Here is a 20,761-nt window from a genome sequence, read left to right as displayed (position 1 = left end):
CCACCGGAGGGCGCTACGCCTGGTTCGACGTGATGTAGGTGACGGCGTCGCCGACGGTCTTGAGGTTCTTCACCTCGTCGTCGGGGATCGTCACGCCGAACTTCTCCTCGGCGTTGACGACGATCGTCATCATCGAGATCGAGTCGATGTCGAGGTCGTCGGTGAACGACTTCTCCAGGGCTACCTCGTCGGCCGAGATGCCGGTCTCGTCGGTGATGAGCTCAGCGAGCCCGGCGAGGACCTCGTCGTTGGTGAATGCCATGGTTTCTCCTGTTTTCTCGGGGGAAGCCCGGTCGGGCCCCGTTCAGTTTAGGGTCGTGCGTCCCGCGCTCACGGGAGCACGATCACCTGCGCGCCGAAGACGAGTCCGGCGCCGAACCCGATCTGCAGAGCCAGTCCTCCGCTGAGCTCGGGATGCTCTTGCAGCAGACGATGCGTGGCGAGCGGGATCGACGCGGCTGACGTGTTGCCGGTCGTCTCGATATCACGACCGATCACGACCGTGTCGGGAAGCTTCAACTGCTTGGCGAATTCGTCGATGATGCGCATGTTCGCCTGGTGCGGGACGAAGGCGGCGAGATCGGATGGCTCGACACCGGCCGCCTCCAGTGCCTCGCGCGCGACCTTGACCATCTCCCACACCGCCCAGCGGAAGACGGTGGGACCTTCCTGACGCAGGGTCGGCCAGGGCGCCTTCCCGTCCCGGAAATCCGTCAGCGTGTGGTTCATCCCGACCGCATCGGACTTGGAGCCGTCGGACCCCCAGACGGTCGGACCGATGCCGGGCGTGTCGCTCGGCCCGACCACGACGGCGCCGGCACCGTCGCCGAGCAGGAAGGAGATGCTGCGATCAGCCGGATCGACGACGTCGCTGAGCTTCTCGGTGCCCACCACGACGGCGTAGTGCGCGGCGCCGGCCCGGATCAGGGCGTCGGCCTGAGCCACGCCGTACGCGAAGCCGGCGCATGCGGCGTTGACGTCGTAGGCGGCGGCGGGATTGGCGCCCACGCGATCGGCGACGATCGCCGATACCGACGGCGTCTGCTTGGGGTTGCTGATCGTCGCGCAGATCACCAGATCGACAGCGCTCGGCTCGACACCGGAACGCTCGATCGCCTCTTGGGTGGCCTCCGTGGCCAGGTCGATGGCGTCGGTGTCGGCTCCGGCCCGCATACGGGTGACGATTCCGGTGCGCTGGCGGATCCACTCGTCGCTGGAGTCGATCGGCCCGACCAGATCGTCGTTCGGGACCGCGAGCTCGCCGCGCGCGGCACCGTAGGCGTAGATGCGCGTATGGGCCGCACCCGTGGGCTGACGCAGGGAGATGGTCATGCCGCCGATCCTTCCCAGAGCTCGACGGCGGCCGCGAGGTCGTCCGGGGTCTTCACGGCGACGGTCGGGATGCCGCGGAGCGCACGTTTTGCGAGCCCGGTGAGCGTGCCCGCCGGGGTGAGTTCGATGATGCCGGTGACACCGGCGGCAGCGAAGCTCGCCATGCACAGGTCCCAGCGCACGGGTGAGGCGACCTGCTCGACGAGCAGATCGATGAACGCGCGTCCCGTCGCCACCGCGGAGCCGTCGCGGTTCGTCCAGATGGTGCGGAGGGGGTCGCCACCCACGGTCTCGGCTGCCGCGTCGCGAAGGGTCGCCACGGCGGGTGCCATGTAGTCGGTGTGGAACGCGCCCGCCACCTGGAGCGGGATGACGCGGGTGCCGGCGACGGGCTCGGCTGCGAGGCGGTCGAGGTCCGCGCGGGCTCCGGCGGCGACGATCTGTCCGGCGCCGTTGTGGTTGGCCGGTGTCAGTCCGAGCGACGCCAGCCGCTCGAGCACCGCCGCCTCGTCACCGCCGATCACGGCGCTCATTCCGGTGTCGGCCTGCGCTGCGGCATCCGCCATCGCCCGACCGCGCACGCCGACCAGGCGCAGCACCTCGGCGTCGGGGAGGATCGCCGCGGCGGCCGCGGCGGTGAACTCTCCGACCGAGTGCCCGGCCACTCCCGCCACCTGACGCGGCCTGCCCAACTCGCCCCAGGCCAGGAGCCCGGCTGCGACGATGAGCGGCTGGGCCACCTGGGTGTCGCGGATGCGGTCGGCGTCCCACTCCGTGCCCGCGGCGACGAGATCGACGCCGGCTGCGTCGGAATAGACCTCGAGGGTTTCGCGGGCACCCGGGATCTCCAGCCACGGGGCGAGGAATCCCGGCGTCTGCGAGCCCTGTCCGGGGAAGACGGCGATGATCACGGTTCCATCCTTTCAATGATCCTGCGGCACCTTCTGGAGGTCGCAACACAGAAATCGCGCGAGGCTTTGTTTGTTTCGCACAGGAGAGGCATCGTCATCCGGCCCGCCTCGGGCCAGGAGAGCGGCGGCGAGTGGCATCCGTCCCGATCGATCCGAGGACCAGCGCCGTCTGCAGAATGAGAGCCTCGCGCGGACCGGTGGCATCCCAACCGATGACCTCCGATACCCGTTTGAGTCGGTAGCGGACGGTGTTCGGGTGCACGAAGAGCTCCCGCGCGGTCGCCTCGAGCGAGCGGCCGTTGTCGAGGTAGCTCCACAGCGTCGTCACGAGGTCGGAGCTGTGATTCTGCAGAGGGCGGTAGATCCGCTCCACCAGCGTCTGCTTCGCCAGCGGATCCCCGGCGAGAGCCCGCTCGGGGAGCAGGTCATCGGCCTCGACGGGGCGGGGCGCATGGCGCCAGGCACGGGCGACCGCGAAGCCGGCGAGGGCGGCACGCGCGCTCTGGCTGGCCTCGACGAGAGCAGGCACGGCGGGTCCGAGCACGAGGTAGCCCGTTCCGAAGCCCGGTTCGAGGCGCCGGGCGATCTCGTCGAACGGCAGGTCGGTGGGGGTTTCCTCTCCGCGCGGTGCGTCGGCGCGACCGACGACCAGGACGAGGCGCGAACCCTGGACGCCGATCAGCACGTCGACGCCGAGCTTGCGCGCGGTGCGCCGCAACTGATCGACATCGAACTGCGGGGGAGTGGTGCCCACGAGCACCGCCACCTCGCCGTGTCCGTGCCAGCCGAGCGCCGCGATACGGCTCGGCAGCTCCTCGTCGGCCTCGCCGGTGAGGATCGAGTCCACAACCAGCGCCTCCAGGCGCGCGTCCCACAGCCCGCGCGCCTCGGCGGCACGGGCGTAGACGTCTGCGGCGGCGAAGGCAACCTCGCGCGAGTACAGCAGGATCGCCTCGCGGAGGTTCTCGTCCTTCCCCGCCACCCGCTCCTCGGTCACCTCGACGGTGACGCGGATGAGCTGCAGCGTCTGCGTCAGCGACACACTCCGCAGAAGCTCACGAGGCGCGGCCGCGAAGATGTCCGCGGCGATCCACGGAGTGGACCCGGGGTCGTCGTACCACTGGATGAAGGAGCTGATACCCGCCTGCGCGACCAGACCCACCGCCGACCGACGAGCCGGCGGCATCTCGGCATACCAGGGCAGCGAATCCTCGAGACGCTGGATCGTGGCCGTGGCGAGGTCGCCTGAGATACGTCGGAGCCAGGCGAGCGTTTCGGCCTTGTCCATCGTCGGAGGCGTCCCGGCTCAGCTCTCGCCGCCCGCGTTCCCGCTCGTGCCCGCGCTGACGTCGTGCAGACGATACTTCTCGATCGCCTGCACCGACAGCGAACGATCCACGGTCCCCTCGGCGGCCAGAGCCTGCAGGGTCTTGACGACGATCGACGGCCCGTCGATCTTGAACCACCGGCGTGCGGCCGGGCGGGTGTCCGAGAACCCGAACCCGTCGGCGCCCAGGGTGTGGAAGTTGTGCTGCACCCACGGACGGATCTGATCCTGCACGGCATGCTCGAAATCGCTGACCGCGATGACCGGGCCGGGCGTCCCCGCCAGCTTGTCGGTGACGTAGGCAGTGCGCTGCTCGCCGTCGGGGTGGAGGAAGTTGTGCTCGTCGGCGGCGAGACCGTCGCGACGCAACTCGCCCCACGAGGTCACCGACCACACATCGGCCTCGACGCCCCAGTCGTCGCGCAGCAGCTGCTGGGCCTCGAGCGCCCACGGCACACCCACGCCCGAGGCGAGGATCTGGGCACGTGCGCCCTCGCCGGTGGCGGGTGCGATGCGGTGGATTCCGCGGACGATGCCCTCGATGTCGACCCCCTCGGGCTCGGCCGGCTGGATCATCGGCTCGTTGTACACGGTGAGGTAGTACATGACGTTGGGATCGGGATGGTTCCCGCCGTACATCCGCTCGATTCCCGCCCGCACGATGTGGGCGATCTCGTAGCCGTAGGCGGGGTCGTAGCTGACCACCGCCGGGTTGGTGGAGGCCAGGAGCGGCGAGTGCCCGTCGGCGTGCTGGAGGCCCTCGCCCGTCAGGGTCGTGCGCCCCGCGGTGGCGCCGATGAGGAAGCCACGCGTCATCTGGTCGCCGGCCGCCCACAGGGCGTCGCCGGTGCGCTGGAATCCGAACATCGAGTAGAAGACGTAGACGGGGATCAACGGCTCGCCGTGCGTCGAGTACGACGTACCGGTCCCGGTGAACGCTGCGAGCGCGCCCGCCTCGTTGATGCCGACATGGATGATCTGCCCCTGAGGGCTCTCCTTGTAGGCAAGGAGCAGTTCGCGATCGACCGACGTGTAGTGCTGGCCGTGCGGGTTGTAGATCTTCGCCGTCGGGAAGTACGCGTCCATGCCGAACGTCCGGGCCTCGTCCGGGATGATCGGGACGATGCGGTGACCGAAGTCCTTCACCCGCAACAGGTCTTTCAGCAGACGCACGAAGGCCATCGTCGTCGCGACTTCCTGCGTGCCCGATCCCTTCTTGGGAAGGGCGTACGCCTGATCACCGGGCAGTTCCAGCCCGACGTGGTGCGTGCGCCGCTCCGGCAGGTAACCCGCCAGCGCGCGGCGCCGCTCCTGCAGGTACTGGATCGTCTCGTCCTGCGGGCCGGGGTTGTAGTACGGCGGCAGGTAGGGGTTCTCCTCGAGCTGCGCGTCGCTCACCGGGATGTGCATCGCGTCACGGAAGAGCTTGAGGTCGTCCAGCGTCATCTTCTTCATCTGGTGCGTGGCGTTCCGACCCTCGAAGTGCGGGCCGAGGCCATAGCCCTTGATGGTCTTCGCCAGGATGACGGTGGGCTGACCCTTGTGCTCGGCCGCGGCCTTGAACGCGGCGTAGACCTTGCGGTAGTCGTGCCCGCCTCGCTTGAGGTTCCAGATCTGCTCGTCGCTGTAGTCCTTGACGAGGGCGGCCGCGCGCTCGTCGCGGCCGAAGAAGTGTTCGCGGACGTACGCCCCGTTCTCGGCCTTATAGGTCTGATAGTCGCCGTCGGGGGTGACGTTCATCAGGTTCAGCAGGGCACCCTCGCTGTCGCGGGCGAGCAGATCGTCCCACTCGCGGCCCCAGATCACCTTGATGACGTTCCAGCCGGCGCCGCGGAAGAAGCTCTCCAGCTCCTGGATGATCTTCCCGTTGCCGCGCACCGGTCCGTCGAGGCGCTGCAGGTTGCAGTTGACGATGAATGTGAGGTTGTCCAGGCCCTCATTCGCGGCGACCTGGAGCTGCCCGCGGCTCTCCACTTCGTCCATCTCGCCGTCGCCGAGGAACGCCCACACGTGGCTGTCGGAGACATCCTTGATGCCGCGGTTGGTGAGGTACTTGTTCGTCATCGCCTGGTAGATGGCGTTGATCGGACCGAGACCCATCGACACCGTCGGGAACTGCCAGAACTCCGGCATGAGGCGGGGATGCGGGTAGGACGGGATGCCGTTGGGCGCAGCCGACTTCTCCTGACGGAATCCGTCGAGCTGCGCTTCGGTCAGGCGACCCTCGAGGAAGGCGCGCGCGTACGTGCCCGGCGAGGCGTGGCCCTGGATGAAGATCTGGTCGCCGCCGGAGGGGTGGTCCTGCCCACGGAAGAAATGGTTGAAGCCGACCTCGTAGAGCGCGGCCGACGAGGCGTAGGTCGAGATGTGCCCGCCGACGGCGATCCCGGGTCGCTGGGCGCGGTGCACCGTGATGGCGGCATTCCAGCGGATCCACGCGCGATACCGCCGCTCGATCTCCTCGTCACCGGGGAAGTCGGGCTCGTTCTCGGCCGCAATGGTGTTGATGTAGTCGGTGGTGGGAACCATCGGAACCCCGAGGTGGAGTTCCTTCGACGCCTTCAGCAGGCTGAGCATGATCTCGCGCCCGCGCTGCGGACCCTTGGCCTGCACCAGCTGCTGGAGCGACTCCTGCCACTCCGACGTCTCTTCCGGATCGCTGTCCTGCGGGCCCTGAGAGTACGGATCCTGGTCGTGAACAGTCACACGAGACCTTTCTTCAGCTGGCAGATCATGCCAGACATTCACCACGGACGTGCGGCTCGCTTTGTTCGCTCCGCACAACACACCATCGACAAGCCTATCGAGTCCTCGGTGGGCCCTGCCGGGATCGAACCGACGACATCCACGGTGTAAACGTGGCGCTCTACCAGCTGAGCTAAAGGCCCCTCCCGCTCAGTCTAGAAGGGCTGTGGACTCGGTCACAGCGCGCGGAGCCGCTCGAGCAGCGGACCGGCCGCCTCGGCGAGGAAGCGCTCTTGGTGGTCTCCGCCGATCTGCACGAGGGCGACATCGGTGAATCCGGCGTCGAGGTAGGGGCGAACGCTCTCGGCGATCTTGTCGAGGTCGGGGCCGCACGCGATGCCCTCGGCGACATCCTCGGGTCGGACGAACTGGGTGGCCGCAGCGAAGCTCGCCGGGGTGGGCAGTTCCGAATTGACCGGCCAGCCCAATCCGAACCACCGGAACTGCTCGTGGGCGCGGGCGATCGCGGCATCCTCGTCAGGATCCCACGAGATCGGGATCTGGCCGATCTTCCGCGACGTGCCCCCGTGCGCCTCGTCCCACCCGGTCACAAGCTCCGCCTCGGGCTCGACGGCGATCATGTGGTCGACGAGCGCAGAGAACCGCTCGATCGATTTCGGGCCCGACACCGCTGTCGCGAGCGGCACCCCGCCGTCGGGAGCGTCCCAGACGCGGGCGGAGTCGACCCGGTAGTACTGGCCGTCGTAGGTCACCAGGTCGCCGGTGAGCAGTGCACGGATGATCTCGATCGCCTCGACCAGCATGTACTGTCGCGCGTCCACCCCCGGCCAGCCCTCGCCCACGACGTGCTCGTTCAGGCTCTCGCCGGACCCGAGGCCGAGGGTGAATCGCCCGTCCGAGAGCAGCTGCACCGTCGCGGCCTTCTGCGCGACCACGGCAGGGTGATATCTCACCGTCGGGCAGGTGACGTAGGTCATCAGCTCCACGCGCTCGGTGACGGCGGCCACCGCCCCCAGGACTGACCACGCATAGGGCGCGTGTCCCTGGGTGGTCAGCCAGGGAGAGAAGTGATCGCTCGAGACCTCGAAGTCGAAGCCGACGTCCTCGGCCAGACGGGCGTAGCGCACGAGCTCTTTCGGGCCGCTCTGCTCGGTCATCAGGGTGTAGCCGAAGTTCGTCATCGGTGCTCCTCAGGTCTGGTGGCGCCCAGGCTACGGACCTCGGCATCTTCCGCCGAGGCCTTGCGTTCGCGACCCGTATGGGGCAGGGCAGGTCCGACGGTGCGGCTGACGCGGCGGGTAGGTTGGACACGTGAACGCCACTCCTGCCGATCAGCGCCGTCTTCTCGAGGTGTCCGACCTCGATACCCGCATCCGCCAGGCAGATCACGCGCGGCGGAACCCGCCGCAGGCTCAACGGGTCAAGGAGCTTCTCGCCCGCCGCACCGAACTGACGCAGGAGCTCAGCCGTCGCGCGGGTGCGCGCGACGATCTGCGTGCGGAACTGGCACGGATCGAGTCCGACGTCGCCGTCGTGGATGCGCGCCGGGCACGCGATGAAGAGCGCCTGGCGGCGAGTTCGAACTCCCGCGAGGCACAGGGGTTCGAAAGCGAGCTCGCCTCCCTCGCCCGGCGGAAGCGCGACCTGGAGGACGCCGAGCTCGAGGTGATGGAGAAGCTCGACGCTGCGGAAGCCGCCGTCGTCGAGCAGGAGGAGCTCATCCGCGCGACGAACGAGGAAGGGGCGCAGCTGAGCGCCGAGGCGAAGCGCGCGGTGGCCGAGGCGGAGGCCTCTCTGACCGCCGCCCAGCGCGACCGCGACGCCGTCGCAGGATCGATCGCCAGCGACCTGCTGGCGCTCTACGAACGCCTTGCCGCCCGCGGCGTCGGTGCTGGTCTGCTGCGCCGACAGACCTGCGAGGGCTGCCACATGGTGTTGTCGGGTACGGACGTGCAGCGGATCAGGCAGACCCCGGACGACACGGTGGTGACCTGTCCGGAATGCGGTGGCATCCTCGTCCGCACCGAAGAGTCGGGCGTCTGAGACCCGGAGCCACCCGACGGGTAGAGCCCGCCGGATGAGCGCGCCATCATCGGCCGACGTCGCGCGGGTCGCCCTGGGCACGCGCGCAGACGGGTGGGAAGCGGTCATCCTGACCGCGGCCGGCTCCGAGGGTGAGCGTCACGTGCTTGCGACGGGAGAGGTGGCGCCGTGGGTGAGACGGATGGAAGCCTCTCACGCACCACGGTGGATCTGGTCGGACACCGACGCCATCTATCGACGCCTGCTCGCCGCCGGCGTCCGCGTCGCACGCTGCCATGATCTGCGCCTCGCCCACGCGATCCTCCGATCGTCCGCCGACGCGCCCGCCGAGCTCGCTGCCCGCGCCGATCCGGGGTGGGCTGCCCCGCGGACGACAGCCGCGAGCGAAGACGGCGACACCCTCTTCGCCCTGGATCCCGACGCCGGCGCGACGCGGCTGCCGGATGAGATCGATGCCGTCCTGCGTGAGTTCGTACGGCAGCGGGAAGCAGTCGCCGCGAGCGCGTCGCCGGCCTCACTCCGGCTTCTGCTCGCCGCCGAATCGGCTGGGGCCCTCGCTGCCGCGGAGATGACGGCGGCAGGTCTTCCCTGGGACACCGCGACGCACGATCGCGTGCTCTCGGCCATTCTCGGTCCGCGCCCCCGCGGTGATGAGCTGCCGGAGCGGATGCGCCTGCTCGCTGAGGAGATCCGCGCAGCTCTCGGCGACCCTGGCGTCTCGCTCGACTCGCCTCCGAAGCTCCTCCGCGCGCTGCATCGGGTGGGGATACACGTCGAGACGACGAGCCGCTGGGAACTCGAGCGTCACACCCACCCGGCCATCGGCCCGCTGGTGGAGTACAAGCGGATGTCGCGACTGCTCACCGCGAACGGCTGGTCGTGGTTGGACGAATGGGTGCACGACGGGCGATTCCGACCGGTGTACGTTCCCGGCGGTGTCGTCACGGGCCGGTGGGCATCCTCCGGCGGGGGCGCCCTGCAGATCCCGCGGGTACTCCGCGAAGCCGTGCGCGCAGATCCCGGCTGGTGCCTCGTCGTCGCCGATGTCGCCCAGCTCGAACCCCGCGTGCTCGCTGCGATGGCCGGCGACCTCTCCTTGGCCGCAGCGGCGCGAGGGAGGGATCTCTACGGGGGCGTGGTGGAAGCAGGCGCCGTCGCGACGCGTGCCGATGCGAAGATGGCGCTGCTGGGTGCGATGTACGGGGCGACGACCGGTGAGAGCGGACGGCTGGTGCCGCGGCTCCGGAGGTCCTTTCCCCGTGCGATGGCACTCGTCGACGAGGCGGCCCGCGTCGGCGAGGCCGGAGGGGTCGTTCGGACACAGTGGGGACGAACCTCCGCGCAACCGAGCCCGGCATGGCGAACGGCGCAGGATCGCGCGAGCGAACCCGACGCGACACCGGCCGAGCAGGAACGGGCCAGGCGCAGCGCCCGCGACCGGGGCCGATTCACCCGCAACTTCGTCGTGCAGGGGACGGCCGCCGAGTGGGCCCTGGCCTGGATCGCCGACCTGCGGGGTCGACTCCACGCCCTCGGCGGCGACGTGGTCGACCCGCCGGCGGTCGCTTCGGGTCCGGTGTTCGACCGGCATCCGCATCTGGCGTTCTTCCTGCACGACGAGATCATCGTCCACGCTCCGCTCTCACAGGCCGAGGAGGTGGCCGACGCCGTGCGCGCAGCATCCGTCTCCGCCGCCCGTCTGCTGTTCGGGGACTTCCCGCTGGATTTCCCCCTGGATCTGCGGATCACCGAGTCTGCGGCCAAGACCTGACCTCCGGGCGCCTGCCGGCCCCGCGCTACACTCGAAAGGCGAATGGGTCGGCTGGACGGTCGCGTCGCGGGTCTGCCCGCGCCGAGGAACGTCCGGGCTCCACAGGGCAGGGCGGTGGGTAACACCCACCCGGAGTGATCCGCGAGACAGTGCCACAGAGAACAGACCGCCGGGGGAGACCCCGGTAAGGGTGAAACGGCGGTGTAAGAGACCACCGGGGTCGTGGTGACACGATCCGCACGGTAAACCTCGCCCGGAGCAAGGCCAGACAGAGGATGCTGACGCGGCTCGCCGAGTCCTCGGGTAGGCCGCTGGAGCGGCACGGCAACGTGTCGCCGAGAGAGATGACCGTCCACGGGGCTCACGCCCCCGGACAGAACCCGGCGTACAGGCCGGCCCATTCGCCCTCCGCCCGCTCGACCTGCGTCCGCCTGGCGAGGCCCTCGGGCGTGCGGGATCAGTCGGTCATGCCGCACCGAATCCAGCCCTCGACGTGGGCGGCCCCCGGATGGGGCTACCGTTGACGCGCGCTCATCATCCGATCATTCAGCGGATGTCGCGTCGGCCAGCTGCGGATCGACACCCAGCGACAGGGCGGCCGCACCGATGATCCCGGCGTTGTTGCGGTGGGTCGCCGGCACGATGGGCGTCTTGAGCGACAGCAGATGGAGGAACTTGTCGGCATGCTTGCTCACCCCGCCCCCGACGATGAACAGATCGGGGCTGAAGAGGAACTGCACGTAGTCGTAGTACCACTGAAGTCGCTCGGCCCACTGCTCCCAGGACAGTTCTTCGCGCTCCATGGCGGAGTAGGCGGCGAACGCCTCGGCGTCTTTGCCGTGCTTGGCGCGCTGGAGATGACCCAACTCGGTATTGGGGATCAGGACACCGCGGTACATCACCGCGGAGCCGATGCCCGTGCCGAGAGTGGTGAGGATCACCAGCCCGTTCTGGTCGCGCGCGGCGCCGTAGCGCATCTCGGCGACCCCCGCGACATCCGCATCGTTGGCGAAGTAGATGTCGCGTCCGAGCCCCTCCTCGAAGAACTTCTCGGCTTCGAACCCGATCCACTTGTCGGAGACGTTGGCCGCGGAGAGGGTCGTGCCGTTCTTGACGATGGCGGGGAAGGCGACCCCGAGCGGGATGGCGTCCTCGGCGACGTCCAGGCGCGACAGGACCTCTTTGACGGCCTCGAGGACATCGGGCGGCTCCGCACCCTTCGGGGTGGACACCTTCACCCGATCGGTGAGAAGAGTCCCATCCTTCAGGTCGACCACCGCACCCTTGATGCCGGTGCCGCCGATGTCGATGCCGACGGCACGCGTCGCGTCAGAAGCCATGGCACAAGCCTATCGAGGGCACCGTCGATCGATAGGATCGACCCAGCGGATGATCCGTGGGCGAGCCGAGGAGTCGATGTGGCCAACGACAGCGAGAAGTACTGGTACAACCTGACCACCGGCGAGGTCGAGAAGGGCTTCGAATCGCCCGCCATCGACCGTGCTGGTCCCTTCGACACGGCGGAGGAAGCCGCGAAAGCGCCCGAGGTGCTGCGCGAGCGGTCCCGCGCCTGGGCCGAGGACGAAGCACGCGAGGACGGCTGGGAGAGCCGTCCGGCCGGCACCGACGGCGCGAACTAGTCTGACCTCGGCGCGGTCGGCTCAGCCCCGCGTCCGCGACACCCCGGCGGAAAGGAACCCATGGACAAGCAGCGGGACTTCGTACTGCGCACAATCGAGGAACGCGGCGTGAAGTTCGTCCGCTTGTGGTTCACCGACGTCATCGGGACGCTGAAGTCGGTGGCGATCGCCCCGGCCGAAGTCGAGGGGGCGTTCTCGGAGGGTCTGGGCTTCGACGGTTCGGCGATCGAGGGTCTCACACGGTCGTACGAATCCGACCTGCTGGCCCATCCCGACCCCAGCACCTTCCAGATCCTGCCCTGGCGCGGTGAGATCGACCCCACCGCGCGCATGTTCTGCGACATCACCACCCCCGACGGCCAGCCTGCGGTCGCCGATCCCCGTCATGTGCTCAAGCGTGCGCTGGCAAAGGCCGCTGACGCGGGATTCACCTTCTACACCCACCCTGAGATCGAGTTCTATCTGCTGAAGTCCTCGTCGTTCGGCACCGAGGGTCCCGAACCGGTCGACTCGGCCGGATACTTCGACAACGTTCCCGGCGGGACCGCGCACGACTTCCGTCGCCGATCGGTGCGGATGCTGGAAGACCTGGGGATCTCGGTCGAGTTCAGCCACCACGAGGGGGGTCCCGGCCAGAACGAGATCGACCTCCGCTACGCCGATGCCCTCGCCACCGCCGACAACATCATGACGTTCCGGACGGTGATCAAGGAGGTAGCGATCGAACAGGGCGTGTATGCGACGTTCATGCCCAAGCCCCTCGGGGGCAAGCCCGGAAGCGGCATGCACACGCACATGTCGTTGTTCGAGGGCGACGTCAATGCCTTCTACGAAGAAGGAGCGCAGTACCAGCTCTCGAAGATCGGGCGCCAGTTCATCGCCGGCCTGCTTCGCCACGCCAACGAGATCTCCGCGGTGACGAATCAATTCGTCAACTCCTACAAGCGACTGTGGGGTGGCGACGAGGCACCGAGTTTCATCACGTGGGGCCACAACAACCGGTCGGCCCTCGTGCGGGTGCCGCTGTACAAGCCGAACAAGGGTCAGTCCTCCCGCGTCGAGTACCGTGCTCTCGACTCGGCGGCCAACCCCTACCTCGCGTACGCGCTCATGCTGGCCGCAGGCCTCAAGGGCATCGAAGAGGGCTACGAGCTGCCTCCTGAAGCCGAGGACAACGTCTGGTCGCTCACCGACGCCGAGCGCCGCGCGCTCGGATACGCCCCGCTCCCGGCGAGCCTGGACCACGCGCTGGAGTACATGGAGGAGTCGGAGCTCGTCGCCGAGACCCTCGGCGAGCAGGTCTTCACGTATGTCCTCCTCAACAAGCGGCGCGAGTGGCAGGAGTACCGCTCGCAGGTGACCCCCTTCGAGCTGAAGAGCAACCTCGAGATGCTCTGACGAGCCGATGAGCACGGGCGAGCGCACGTCCTCTCTTACCGAGCTCGCTCGGCTGGGGTTCAGCGCGCTCTCGGAGAGCGCAGAGCTGCTGGAGGAGCTGGCCGGGGCCATCGACGTGCCCCGCTCCGACCTGCTCCGTGCTGCCGCCGCCGCCGCAGATCCCGACGGCGCGCTCCTGGCTCTCACACGGATCGCCCGACGCGACGCACAGCCAGTGCGCCGGATCCATGCCGACCCACAGGGATGGCGCGCCCTGTGGGCACTGCTGGGGGCCTCGACGGGGTTCGCGGAGTTCTTCCTGCGACGCCCCGACGAACTGGTCCACCTCGTCGGGGCCGGGCTCGCTCTCCCGAGCGCCGAATCCCTGCGTGAGGAGATGCTCGAGGCCATCGGTGTCGAGGACGGCTTCGCCGCAGACGGCGCAGAGGACTCCTGGGTGAGACTGCGCGTACGCTACCGGCGCCTCCTCGCCCAGATCGCGGCGTTCGATCTGCTCCATCCCGAGCCGCTCGACGCGATCCCCGACGTCGCGGCGCGCCTCGCGGATGCCGCCGGTGCCGCGCTGGAAGCCTCGCTCGCCGTCGCGCGGACCCGCGTCTCGCGCGGGGCCGCCGGGGCGGGTCTGTTCCCGGTCGAGCAGGTGGCGCGGACGAACCTCGCCGTGATCGGCATGGGGAAGGCCGGGGCGCGGGAGCTCAACTATGTCAGCGACGTCGACGTCATCTTCGTCGCCGGCGCCGACGACGACACCATCGAGGAGATCGGCGAGAGTCGCGTCGTCGACATCGCCACACGGCTCGCCGTCCAGACCATGCGCGGCATCTCGGGCGCCGAGATCGAGCCCCCGCTGTGGGAGGTGGACGCGAACCTCCGCCCGGAGGGCAAACAGGGGGCGCTGGTGCGCACACTCGGCTCGCACCTGTCGTACTACGAGCGCTGGGCGAAGAGCTGGGAGTTCCAGGCGCTGTTGAAAGCCCGACCGCTGGCGGGAGACGTCGCGCTCGGGGAGGAGTACGTCGCCGCCCTCGCGCCGAAGGTGTGGACGAGCGCGGCGCGCGAGAACTTCGTCGACAGCGTCCAGCGCATGCGTGAGCGGGTCACCGAGCACATCCCCGCCGACGAGGTCGCGGTCCAGATCAAGCTGGGACCCGGTGGCATCCGGGACGTGGAGTTCACCGTCCAGCTGCTCCAGCTGGTCCATGGCCTGAGCGACGACCGGATCCGGCAGCGCGGAACGCTGCCGGCCCTCGAAGCTCTCGCATCGGAGGGCTACATCGGACGCGCCGAAGCATCCGCGTTCTCTCGCGACTACCGCAGGCTCCGTCTGTTGGAACATCGGATGCAGCTGAGGAACCTCCGCCGCACGCATCTCATGCCGCGGGATGCTGACGAGCTTCGCGTGCTGGCACGCGCCACGGGGCTCGCCGAGACGGGGGAGCGGGTGTGGCAGACATGGGAGGCGACCAAGCGCGAGGTCCGCGACATCCACGTCCGCCTGTTCTATCGTCCCCTGCTCTCCGCGGTCGCAAGCCTTCCCGAGGCCGAACGGTCGCTCTCACCGGCGCAGGCTCACGACCGACTGGCGGCGATCGGCTTCACCGATCCTGCCGGGGCGCTGCGCCACATCGGTGCGCTCACGAGCGGACTCAGCCGGAAGGCGACGATCCAACGGCACCTCATGCCGGTCATGATCCGCTGGTTCGCCGACGGCGTCGATCCCGACTACGGGCTGCTTGCCTTCCGCCGCATCAGCGAGCGGCTGGGCGACACTCCGTGGTTCCTCCGCATGCTCCGCGACTCGTCAGGAGCGGCCGAGAGCCTCACCCGCGTACTGTCGGGCTCGCGGTACGTCGGAGAGCTGATGGAGTGGATCCCCGAGTCGGCTGCGTGGCTGGATGACCCTGATCTGCTCCGACCCCGCAGCGGCCTCGCGCTTCAGGAGGAGGCGCGGGCCATCCAGACCCGCCACGAGACCGTCGACGACGCGATGCGAGCCGTGCGGGCGCTTCGACGCCGCGAGCTTCTGCGCACGGCCATGGCGGCGATCGTCGGCACCCTCACGATCGAAGAACTTGCTGATGCCCTGACCACGATCACCGAAGTCACCATCCAGGCGACGCTGCGGGCCGTCCGACGCGACGTTCTCGACCCCGAGGATGCGCCACTGGATTTCTCGGTGATCGCCATGGGACGGTTCGGCGGAGCCGAGCTCGGGTTCGGCTCGGACGCCGATGTCATGTACGTCTACCGCCCGAACGGGTTGGATCCCGAGCGGGCGGCACGCAAGGCTCTGCAGCTCGTGGGAGCGCTGCGGCAGTACTCCGAGGATCATCGTGCACCGCTCGACCTCGATGCGGGGCTGCGCCCCGAGGGGCGCAACGGGCCGCTTGCGAGATCGCTGGACGCGTTCGAGGAGTACTACCGCCGCTGGTCGCTGTCGTGGGAGGCCCAGGCGCTCCTGCGCGCCCGAGGCGTGGCAGGCAGCGTCAAACTCATCACCGCGTTCACCGGGCTCGCCAACGAGGTGCGCTACCCCGCGTCGCCCGACCCGGCCGGGCTCCGCGAGATCAAGCGGATCAAGGCCCGGGTCGAGAACGAGCGCCTGCCGCAGGGGGCCGATCCGGCACGGCATCTCAAGCTCGGACCCGGCGGCCTCAGCGACGTCGAGTGGTTGGTCCAGCTGCTGCAGCTGCAGTACGCCCACACCGTGCCGGCGCTGCGCACCACCTCGACCACCATCGCGCTGACGGCGGCGAAGGATGCCGGCATCGTTCCCGAGGCGGATGCCGCGCGCCTGTTCGAGGCGTGGCGGCTCGCCAGCCGTCTACGCTCGGCCAACACCCTTCTGTCCGGACAGACGAGCGACGTGCTGCCGACGGACCGGAAGAAGCTGGACGGCATCGGCCGACTGCTGGAGTACCCACCGCGATCGGCGACACAGGTCGAGGAGGACTGGCTGCGCACGGCACGTCGGGCCCGACGAAGCTTCGAGCGACTCTTCTACGGCTGAGGCGCACGAGCGCCTGTCCACCTTGCGCCGCCAACCGATTCAGGCGCATCCTTCTGACATGACTCGTGAGATCCCCGACGAGGATGTCGTGTTCACCGAGATCGCCGACCGCCTGCGCGAGCGCTATCCGCAGGCATCCCCGGCCGACATCGAGCAGGCTCTCGATCGCGCCCGACACCATTTCGACGGCGCCAAGGTGCGCGACTTCGTTCCGGTTCTGGTCGAACGCGAGGCGCGCGCCTCCCTCGATCAGACGCTGTCATCGGGATGATGCCTTCCGGGATAGGGTGTCGGCGTGACGGTCCCATCCGCGGCACCCACCCCCGACGCGCCGCCGCCCCCTCGGAGTGCCTGGATCGCCCGCACCTGGGATCGCATCCCGACCGGCTGGTTCGCCGGCATCCTCACGGCCGTCTTCCTCGGCGGCACCGCGGCATTCGGAGGGCTCGCGCAGGCCGCCGTGCCCCCGATTCTCGAACTCGAACCGGGTGAGACCCACGTCAACGAGCAGTTCGCCCTCACGGTGGAACGGGCGGTCCTGATCGACGAACTGCCGGAGGCGGGGATCACCGTCGGACCCGGTCAGCGAGTGCTCGCGGTCGTCCTGACGGCCGAGAACGTCTGGGACCGCGCTCTTGCGTCCGAGAGCTCCGGCGGGCTGAGTGCGGGGGTGCGCGTGACGGAACTCGCGGACGCCCCTCCCGCAGCGATCGCCCGGTTCGACGACACCACCTTCTCGCCCTACCTGCAGCCGCGCGTTCCGGCTGAGCTGGTGGTGACGTGGGCGGTCGATCGTAACGCTCTCGCGGAGGGCGACGAGATCGAAATCGTGCTGCGGGATCTGAGCCTTCGCGAGGGCGCACTCGTCGTCGCCGGCGAGTACTGGGAGTCGCCCGTCGCGGCCGCGACGATGACTCTCGAGGTCACCGACGTCGGCGCAGGAGCAGACGCCGAGGGAGACGAGGGATGAGGCGGTGGATGGCGTGGACGATCGGGGTCGCGCTCGTCGTCGCGGCCTGGGGCGTTCTCCAGATCACTCCCTCTCAGGATGACGCCGAAGCCCCGTTCCCTCTCGCGGCGGAGATCGGCGAGACGGCTTCCGCACGCGGATTCGTCATGAACGTCACGGACGTGCGACTGGCCTCACGGGCCGTCGCCGGCGGCTGGTCGGCCGAAGGCACTTGGCTGGTCGTCGACCTCCGGGCCGAGGCGACCCAGGAGGAGACCGGCACGATCCTGGCGCACGCCGAGCTCACGATCGACGGTGTGACCTACCGCGCCAGCGAGCGACCCGCGTCGCTTCTCCGCACCGGTCTCACCCCGGGCATCCCGCGGGAGGGAAGCCTCGCTTTCGAGCTTCCGAGCGAGCTCGCGCGCGACACCGCGACTCTCGAGCTGGGGATCGGTGACGATCCCCGTCTCGACAGTCTCGTGACCCTCAATCTCGACCTCGGTACGCTCGAAGCCGAAGGCGAGGTCGAACTTCTCGAGACCGGGTGGGCGGAGCGATGACACCGAATCGGTCGCCACAGTCCCGATCGACAGAGGCCCCCTCGACACCGACCCCATCCGGACCAGTGCCATCGAGACAGGGATGGTGGCGACGCAACGCCCTCGCGCTGGGTGCGGCCGCGATTCTGCTGCCGGCGGCGGTTCTCGTCCCGACGGGCGTCGAGTGGTGGCGCTGGAGTCAGGCCGACCCCGTGTTCCCCACCACGGCCGCCGCGGGCGAGAGCGTCGACTGGGCGGGCGCGTCCTGGGGTCCGGCTACGGCGGTCGACGAGACCGGCACGTTCGCTGCCGATGCACCGGCCGGAACCCGCGTGCTCGTCGTCGAGATCCCCGTCGACCCGCTCGAGGAGACCCCCGGTTGCACTACCCCGGTCCTCCGCGAGCTCGGCGCCGCGAGCCGGGAGTGGGCTGCGGCGATGACCGAGGTGGACTGGCGCTACGAGCAGCCGAGCTCCTGCGAGACCGGTTCAGAGGCCCCGTTCACCCTCGAGGTGCCCTACCTCGTCCCCGACGACGCTCGCGGCCCGTTCGGCGTCGAGCTCGCCGTCCCGGACGAGCTGCCGGGCTTCCTCCGACTCGAGGTCATCCCCTGACGACACCACCGGCGCCCCGATGAGCGCACCCACCGTCGCGTCGTACGTCGCGGCGATGAGGACGGTGCGCAGCGGCTCGACGATGAGCGGGACGATGAGGAAGAGTGGTGTGGCGGCGATCACCCAGAAGTCGAAGAGGTCGTGAGGACCGACCAGTCGGGTGAGGAGCACGCGGAGCCCCTCCCCGACGAAGAGGATGAGGGTGTAGAGCAGCACGTACCCGCCGATGAGGATCGGCCCGCCCCGCCACATGAGGAGGATCGCCTGCCAGATCGGTCGGAACCGACCGCCGACCTCTGATCCGAGATCGACGAGGCGGCGGCGGAGCCGCTGGGGAAGGGTCCCATAGCGCGACCGGGCGCGGTCGACGAGAGCGCCACGCAGTTGCACCCCCTGCGGCGAGACGGTGCGCCCGTAGATGACGCCGGCGATCGTCAACCAGGCCAGGGGTACGAAGAGGACGGCGCCGGCCTGGCCGAGAAGCCACTCCACCGCGTCCCAGGTCCATCCCAGCGGCGCGAACAGATCGCCGACCGCCTGCCGGAGATCGGCGAGCCAGACCATCGCCTGGCGGGTGTCGATCCACGCGGTGACCTGCCCGAGGGCCTCGCCGAGGAAGTACGCGGCGAGGAAGATCCACAGCGCCTCGAGGTACGTCGCGAGGAGCGCCGTCCACCGGGGGAGCGCGGTGCGCCAACGCTTCCATGCCCAGCGACCGGCGAAGGCGAGCACGACGACGACGATCGTCCAGGGCTCCCAACTGAGACTGTCCACCGCGCCGGAGGTGTCGACGGTGGTCTCTTCGACGATGGCAGCCCATTGGCGATCGGTCTGCACCGCGAGGGCCACCCGCAGGTAGGCGGCGACATCCTCGATGAGGAAGCCGAGCACGGCGTAGACCGCGATGAACGGCAGCACCGCAGACAGCAGCGCGTCGCGGAACGAGCGCAGGCGCTCGCCACGATCCACCGGGTTCGGTGCGATCGCGTTCAGCCGCAGCATCCCGTCCCTCAGGACGAGGAACATCGCGACGACGCTGACGAGCTTGGCGAGGATCGCCAGCGGAAGAAGCAGGATGCCGCCGAGCGCGGTGTACCCGCCCACGAATCCCGCCAGCTGGATCGACAGGTATCGCCCGAGCGAACCCGCGAGGTACCACGCCAGGAGCGCGGGCCAATGGGCGACGAGGAGCCGAAGCCCCATCCGGATGATCTCCCGCACCGTTACACCGTAGCGGTGCGGGGCGGTGGCTCAGCAGCTGCCGACGTCGTGGGTGTGCATGCCGGCGAGGTGCCCCTCGCCGTCGAAGTCGGCGTAGACCTCGGTGAGGACGTGATTGTGACAGACCTGACCGAGCAGGTGCCCGCCGATCCCGCCGCCGTCCTCGGCGTAGCCGGTGAAGGGGGTGCCGTCGGCGTTGACCAGCATCACGAAGGGACCCGATGCCTTCTCGCCGGTGTTCTGCGCGTCGTCGTTGATCGCCATGATGTCGCCTTTCCCTGCGTAAGCGTGCACTCGTGCGCACACGAGGGAGAGCCCTGGAGCGGGCCGGGTGATACGCCGGCTTCGGGCGGGTAGTGGGAAGATCAGGGACATGGCTTCGACGAATCGTTCACTGTGGCAACGGGTCGTCGGATGGATCCGGCCTCCCGCTGAGACCTACGAGACCCGCTCGGCACGCACAGGCGGGTCGGAGCCGCCTTCGGTTCCGTACATGCCGCCGACGGACCAACGCCGCCACGGCGGAAGCTCCGCCATCGGAGGACACTGAGTCGTGCTGTTGGCGACGGAGCGGAGCGAGCGGGCTGCGCTCGGACGCTTCGAGGACGAGCACGGACTGACGCGGGCAAACGACCTCTCGTCACCTGAGGTGAGTGCGTTCAGATGCCGATGAGGAGGGTCGCCGCCATGACGTGGGGCGTGTGCGCCCTGGTCGTCGTGGGGCTCGTCGCAATGGTCGTCGTCCCCGTCGCCACGGCGGGACCGTTGCCCGTCATCACGCTTCGAGACCCGATGAACGATGCTCTCGCTCAGCAAGTGGAAGCGGCGCAGGCCGATCTGTGGCCGTACCGCGACGCGATGGCGGAGGACTTCGAGGCAACGATTCCGCAGATCGAGTTCATCGGGGACGCACGCGCGGCACTGTCGGGCTCGGCGGCGGAGGCGGAGAGCGGCCTTTACACGCTCCTCGACGCCACGACCACGCCTTCTTCCGCCCGGGTGACCTTGGCACTCACCGCAACGCGGACGACCGGGTGGTGGAATTCTCAGAGCACCGCTGCCGTCTGCTTCACCCTCGTCTTCCCGCAGAACGAGGCGACCATCCTCACCGAACCGGCCGACTGCGGCGACGGGGGGCCGACCGAGCCGCCCGCTCTGCCCGGATTCGACGATGCGACGCGCGCCGTTCCCCTCGATGAGCTCGACGTTCGCCTCAGAGTCACCGAGGAGGACTATCCAGTTCTGCCCTGTCAGTGCGCCAGCGGTGGAGACTGCGACTGCCCAGGCGGGTAAACGC

The 20,761-nt window shown here is 69.1% G+C and carries 18 protein-coding genes, 1 tRNA gene and 1 other RNA gene; 10 read left to right on the top strand and 10 right to left on the bottom strand.

Annotated features, from left to right (window positions below):
- Positions 1 to 13: 13 nt before the first annotated feature.
- The 7 genes from FBY40_RS10610 to FBY40_RS10580 all read right to left on the bottom strand — a co-directional run bounded on the left by FBY40_RS10610 (position 14) and on the right by FBY40_RS10580 (position 7,457).
- On the bottom strand, positions 14 to 262 hold the full coding sequence (locus FBY40_RS10610) for an acyl carrier protein (RefSeq protein WP_124293295.1): 249 nt from the start codon (positions 260 to 262) through the stop codon (positions 14 to 16).
- A gap of 68 nt (positions 263 to 330) precedes the next feature.
- Positions 331 to 1,332, bottom strand: coding sequence for a beta-ketoacyl-ACP synthase III (locus tag FBY40_RS10605; protein ID WP_141938574.1), 1,002 nt, complete (start codon positions 1,330 to 1,332; stop codon positions 331 to 333).
- A complete protein-coding gene (locus FBY40_RS10600) occupies positions 1,329 to 2,243 on the bottom strand; it encodes an ACP S-malonyltransferase (protein WP_141938572.1) in 915 nt (304 codons plus the stop codon). Before FBY40_RS10600 ends, FBY40_RS10605 begins: the two co-directional genes overlap by 4 nt.
- Before the next feature lie 94 nt (positions 2,244 to 2,337).
- The gene (locus tag FBY40_RS10595; RefSeq protein WP_141938570.1) at positions 2,338 to 3,531 is read right to left on the bottom strand and encodes a PucR family transcriptional regulator; all 1,194 of its coding nucleotides are present in this window, start codon (positions 3,529 to 3,531) and stop codon (positions 2,338 to 2,340) included.
- Positions 3,532 to 3,549: 18 nt separating this feature from the next.
- Entirely contained in the window at positions 3,550 to 6,276 is a 2,727-nt protein-coding gene (gene aceE, locus FBY40_RS10590) for a pyruvate dehydrogenase (acetyl-transferring), homodimeric type (RefSeq protein ID WP_141938569.1), read from the bottom strand.
- A 109-nt stretch (positions 6,277 to 6,385) separates the two neighbouring features.
- Positions 6,386 to 6,458: transfer RNA gene (locus FBY40_RS10585), tRNA-Val, on the bottom strand.
- A gap of 33 nt (positions 6,459 to 6,491) precedes the next feature.
- Complete coding sequence (locus FBY40_RS10580; protein WP_141938567.1) at positions 6,492 to 7,457, bottom strand: LLM class F420-dependent oxidoreductase; 966 nt, start codon at positions 7,455 to 7,457, stop codon at positions 6,492 to 6,494.
- A 130-nt stretch (positions 7,458 to 7,587) separates the two neighbouring features.
- Here FBY40_RS10580 and FBY40_RS10575 point away from each other — a divergent pair, with 130 nt between their 5' ends.
- The 3 genes from FBY40_RS10575 (at position 7,588) to rnpB (ending at position 10,494) form a co-directional block, all read left to right on the top strand.
- On the top strand, positions 7,588 to 8,319 hold the full coding sequence (locus tag FBY40_RS10575; protein WP_141938565.1) for a zinc ribbon domain-containing protein: 732 nt from the start codon (positions 7,588 to 7,590) through the stop codon (positions 8,317 to 8,319).
- Positions 8,320 to 8,353: 34 nt separating this feature from the next.
- Positions 8,354 to 10,090, top strand: a complete 1,737-nt coding sequence (locus FBY40_RS10570; RefSeq protein ID WP_141938564.1) for a bifunctional 3'-5' exonuclease/DNA polymerase — start codon at positions 8,354 to 8,356, stop codon at positions 10,088 to 10,090.
- A 43-nt stretch (positions 10,091 to 10,133) separates the two neighbouring features.
- Positions 10,134 to 10,494: RNase P RNA component class A (gene rnpB / locus FBY40_RS10565), an RNA gene on the top strand.
- A gap of 138 nt (positions 10,495 to 10,632) precedes the next feature.
- Here rnpB and ppgK read toward each other — a convergent pair.
- Complete coding sequence (gene ppgK, locus FBY40_RS10560) at positions 10,633 to 11,430, bottom strand: polyphosphate--glucose phosphotransferase (RefSeq protein ID WP_141938562.1); 798 nt, start codon at positions 11,428 to 11,430, stop codon at positions 10,633 to 10,635.
- A 78-nt stretch (positions 11,431 to 11,508) separates the two neighbouring features.
- On the opposite strand from ppgK, the gene FBY40_RS10555 reads away from it, so the two are divergent.
- The 6 genes from FBY40_RS10555 to FBY40_RS10530 are packed head-to-tail and all read left to right on the top strand — an operon-like array spanning position 11,509 to position 17,650.
- Positions 11,509 to 11,730 carry an SPOR domain-containing protein gene (locus tag FBY40_RS10555; protein WP_124293284.1) on the top strand — a complete coding sequence of 74 codons (222 nt, stop codon included), beginning with the start codon at positions 11,509 to 11,511 and terminating at the stop codon, positions 11,728 to 11,730.
- A 60-nt stretch (positions 11,731 to 11,790) separates the two neighbouring features.
- Entirely contained in the window at positions 11,791 to 13,128 is a 1,338-nt protein-coding gene (gene glnA / locus FBY40_RS10550) for a type I glutamate--ammonia ligase (RefSeq protein WP_124293283.1), read from the top strand.
- 7 nt (positions 13,129 to 13,135) lie between these two features.
- A complete protein-coding gene (locus tag FBY40_RS10545) occupies positions 13,136 to 16,138 on the top strand; it encodes a bifunctional [glutamine synthetase] adenylyltransferase/[glutamine synthetase]-adenylyl-L-tyrosine phosphorylase (protein WP_141938561.1) in 3,003 nt (1,000 codons plus the stop codon).
- Positions 16,139 to 16,196: 58 nt separating this feature from the next.
- Positions 16,197 to 16,409 (top strand): three-helix bundle dimerization domain-containing protein, encoded by a 213-nt coding sequence (locus tag FBY40_RS10540; protein WP_141938560.1) that lies wholly within the window; start codon positions 16,197 to 16,199, stop codon positions 16,407 to 16,409.
- A 24-nt stretch (positions 16,410 to 16,433) separates the two neighbouring features.
- Positions 16,434 to 17,108, top strand: a complete 675-nt coding sequence (locus tag FBY40_RS10535; protein ID WP_235014782.1) for a hypothetical protein — start codon at positions 16,434 to 16,436, stop codon at positions 17,106 to 17,108.
- Positions 17,105 to 17,650 carry a DUF4352 domain-containing protein gene (locus FBY40_RS10530; protein WP_141938559.1) on the top strand — a complete coding sequence of 182 codons (546 nt, stop codon included), beginning with the start codon at positions 17,105 to 17,107 and terminating at the stop codon, positions 17,648 to 17,650. The genes FBY40_RS10535 and FBY40_RS10530 overlap by 4 nt, the downstream gene beginning before the upstream one ends.
- Before the next feature lie 467 nt (positions 17,651 to 18,117).
- On the opposite strand, the gene FBY40_RS10525 is transcribed toward FBY40_RS10530, so the two are convergent.
- Entirely contained in the window at positions 18,118 to 19,464 is a 1,347-nt protein-coding gene (locus FBY40_RS10525) for a hypothetical protein (RefSeq protein WP_235014781.1), read from the bottom strand.
- A 30-nt stretch (positions 19,465 to 19,494) separates the two neighbouring features.
- The gene (locus FBY40_RS10520) at positions 19,495 to 19,728 is read right to left on the bottom strand and encodes a hypothetical protein (protein WP_141938557.1); all 234 of its coding nucleotides are present in this window, start codon (positions 19,726 to 19,728) and stop codon (positions 19,495 to 19,497) included.
- Positions 19,729 to 20,151: 423 nt separating this feature from the next.
- Between FBY40_RS10520 and FBY40_RS10515 the strand changes: the two genes are divergently transcribed.
- On the top strand, positions 20,152 to 20,757 hold the full coding sequence (locus tag FBY40_RS10515; RefSeq protein WP_141938556.1) for a hypothetical protein: 606 nt from the start codon (positions 20,152 to 20,154) through the stop codon (positions 20,755 to 20,757).
- Positions 20,758 to 20,761: the final 4 nt, after the last annotated feature.

It is taken from the genome of Microbacterium sp. SLBN-154 (assembly GCF_006715565.1).
Lineage (GTDB): Bacteria > Actinomycetota > Actinomycetes > Actinomycetales > Microbacteriaceae > Microbacterium.
This window is presented reverse-complemented; position numbering and strand designations above follow the sequence as displayed.

What these genes read in the sequence shown, in the direction of transcription:
- FBY40_RS10530 (WP_141938559.1), top strand. Translation starts at nt 17,105, where the DNA reads ATGAGGCGGTGGATGGCGTGGACGATCGGGGTCGCGCTCGTCGTCGCG.
- ppgK (WP_141938562.1), bottom strand. Translation starts at nt 11,430, where the DNA reads ATGGCTTCTGACGCGACGCGTGCCGTCGGCATCGACATCGGCGGCACC.
- FBY40_RS10515 (WP_141938556.1), top strand. Translation starts at nt 20,152, where the DNA reads ATGACGTGGGGCGTGTGCGCCCTGGTCGTCGTGGGGCTCGTCGCAATG.
- FBY40_RS10540 (WP_141938560.1), top strand. Translation starts at nt 16,197, where the DNA reads ATGACTCGTGAGATCCCCGACGAGGATGTCGTGTTCACCGAGATCGCC.
- FBY40_RS10610 (WP_124293295.1), bottom strand. Translation starts at nt 262, where the DNA reads ATGGCATTCACCAACGACGAGGTCCTCGCCGGGCTCGCTGAGCTCATC.
- FBY40_RS10595 (WP_141938570.1), bottom strand. Translation starts at nt 3,531, where the DNA reads ATGGACAAGGCCGAAACGCTCGCCTGGCTCCGACGTATCTCAGGCGAC.
- FBY40_RS10580 (WP_141938567.1), bottom strand. Translation starts at nt 7,457, where the DNA reads ATGACGAACTTCGGCTACACCCTGATGACCGAGCAGAGCGGCCCGAAA.
- FBY40_RS10520 (WP_141938557.1), bottom strand. Translation starts at nt 19,728, where the DNA reads ATGGCGATCAACGACGACGCGCAGAACACCGGCGAGAAGGCATCGGGT.
- FBY40_RS10605 (WP_141938574.1), bottom strand. Translation starts at nt 1,332, where the DNA reads ATGACCATCTCCCTGCGTCAGCCCACGGGTGCGGCCCATACGCGCATC.
- FBY40_RS10570 (WP_141938564.1), top strand. Translation starts at nt 8,354, where the DNA reads ATGAGCGCGCCATCATCGGCCGACGTCGCGCGGGTCGCCCTGGGCACG.
- FBY40_RS10545 (WP_141938561.1), top strand. Translation starts at nt 13,136, where the DNA reads ATGAGCACGGGCGAGCGCACGTCCTCTCTTACCGAGCTCGCTCGGCTG.
- glnA (WP_124293283.1), top strand. Translation starts at nt 11,791, where the DNA reads ATGGACAAGCAGCGGGACTTCGTACTGCGCACAATCGAGGAACGCGGC.